Source organism: Tabrizicola sp., assembly GCF_031377265.1.
In the GTDB taxonomy this organism is placed as follows: Bacteria; Pseudomonadota; Alphaproteobacteria; order Rhodobacterales; family Rhodobacteraceae; genus JAUYQR01.
In genome coordinates this window covers 1-1,923 of the sequence record NZ_JANMET010000175.1, presented here as the reverse complement: position 1 = coordinate 1,923, position 1,923 = coordinate 1, and the positions used below count along the sequence as shown (strand labels likewise).

The window sequence follows — 1,923 nt, the reverse complement described above, 5'->3', positions numbered from 1 at the left end:
CCTGGTAGGAATCAAACACATAGGTGTCGGCGCCTGCCTGACCCACCAGCGTATAGGCGACGCCCTCGCCGAAGAAGCTATAGGCACCGCCAGCGCCGGCAATGTAGTTGACGCCACCGGTGCCGCTGAGCAGGTCGATGGTTTCGCTACCGATCAGATGTTCAATGCTGCTATAGGTGTCCCCGAAGGCGTCGCCAGTGTTTTGCGCCGCGTTGGACAGGTTCGCCGTTACGCCGCCGATGGATGTGATGTAACTCACCGTGTCGGTGCCGGTGCCGCCAGAAAACGCGTCTGAGCCAGCGCCGCCTGTCAGCACGTCGTCCGTGTTGTTGTTGCCATTGATCTGATCGCTGCTGCTGAACAGCATGGCAAAGCGCGAATTGCCGTCTGGCATGGACCAGAACACAGCGGCGCTGATGCCGAGATTGTTACCGTTGTTCCCGTTGATGCGCTCGATCTGCGGCGGCAAGGTCGGCGAGGCGGAGGTGGAGTGAATGATCCAGTTGATGTTACCGCCGGTCGGGTTGCCGGATGCGTCATAGGTCAAGCCGCCAAAGGCGATGGCATTCCAGTACTGCGTATAGGTGCCGTCAGTGTTGAGCGTAATGAACACGTTTGCGTCGCGGTAGACGACGGCATTGCTCGTCGATGTGATCGAATTCATCCAGCCAAGGTTGTCGATGGCGCGCGGCGTCACCAAACCGGAATTACCAAGCAGTTGAGCCATAACGGTGTCCTTAATTTGACCAAGCACTCGCGCCAAGCTTCGACATTCAAATCACTTTCACCAGCATGCTGCGTTCACGCCTTAGCGCGCATCCCCAATTTGGGTGAAAACGGAGCAACTTGCCGAATTTCCGATTGAACCAGTAAATGAACGCAGCAGAGGCGGGACAGCCGCGATGTAACCGACAGCGCGCCGAGAGGCGTCAAATCCCGTCAGGGTTGCATCGCTCTTTCGACGGCATCGAGAACCATATTGTGATGCGTGTAGACCAGTGTCTGACCCGCGTCTGGGATCTCAGACAGAATAATCGCTGGCTTCGCCATACAGTATTCGCGCACGGTCACGATGGGCGAAAACGGATCATCGACGCCAGCGAGCAGCGTTATGGGTGTCCGGGTGCCGAGGAGGAGATGCGCCCAGGGTTTGGCGAACTCGACGATCTCTCGCGACCACGACTGATGTGCCATGAAGTGCTGCGTGATCACGATCTCCGTGCTTGCCTCCAATGGCCCAGCAATCCCAGGGTCTTGGAGGGCCTTGAGGTCTGCAGCACAGTTCCCCATCATGGTTTCAAGAAATCGCCGCGTCCCCAACCGCCGTGCCATGTGAAAGAACAGCAGTGATACGTAGGGGAGCGTGCGCGGGGCAAACGTCGCATTGCTCTGAATGAAGCGGACAAATTTGGTCAGCCGCGCAAACTGAGCCGGCGTACTCAGAGGCATGGTGGCAGACGCGCCCACAATTGCTGTGAAGATGCCAGGATGGCGCTGCTCTGTGTGCAGGGCGAGCTTGATGTCGTCGCATATCGCAACCACGGGGCACGACTTGACACCGAGATACCCCAGGAGCTGTGCGACATCATCAGCGGCCGTATCATAGATGTTGGCACGGGTTGGACAGCTTGAGGAAGGTCCGTAGCCCGCCCTTACGGGCACGATCATCTGCAAATCGCGTCGGGCCATCTGAAGTTCGGCTTCATCTGTCCAGCGGATGAAGCCTTGTCCACTCGGAAGAAGCAGGAACGGCCGGCCGCGTGGTGCGCCAGCGACCCTGTAGTGAATGTTCCGCCCGTCCGGCATTGTAAGGGGGGTCAACACATAGAGTGGAAGTGCGCTGTTGGCTTTTGCCTTGGCATCATTCGCCGCCCCGTTGATCGAGTGCAGCAGCGTTGTCGCAAGCCGGACCAGTTCTGCCTG

Annotated in this window: 1 protein-coding gene and 1 pseudogene; both read right to left on the bottom strand. The window is 58.5% G+C overall.

The genetic code is table 11. From position 1 onward, the window contains the following. Positions 1-727 (bottom strand): annotated as a pseudogene (locus RMO18_RS10295) (hypothetical protein); the annotation flags it as partial. A gap of 212 nt (positions 728-939) precedes the next feature. Next, the coding region (locus tag RMO18_RS10290; RefSeq protein WP_405054046.1) for an alpha/beta hydrolase at positions 940-1,923 on the bottom strand (984 nt) is incomplete at its 5' end.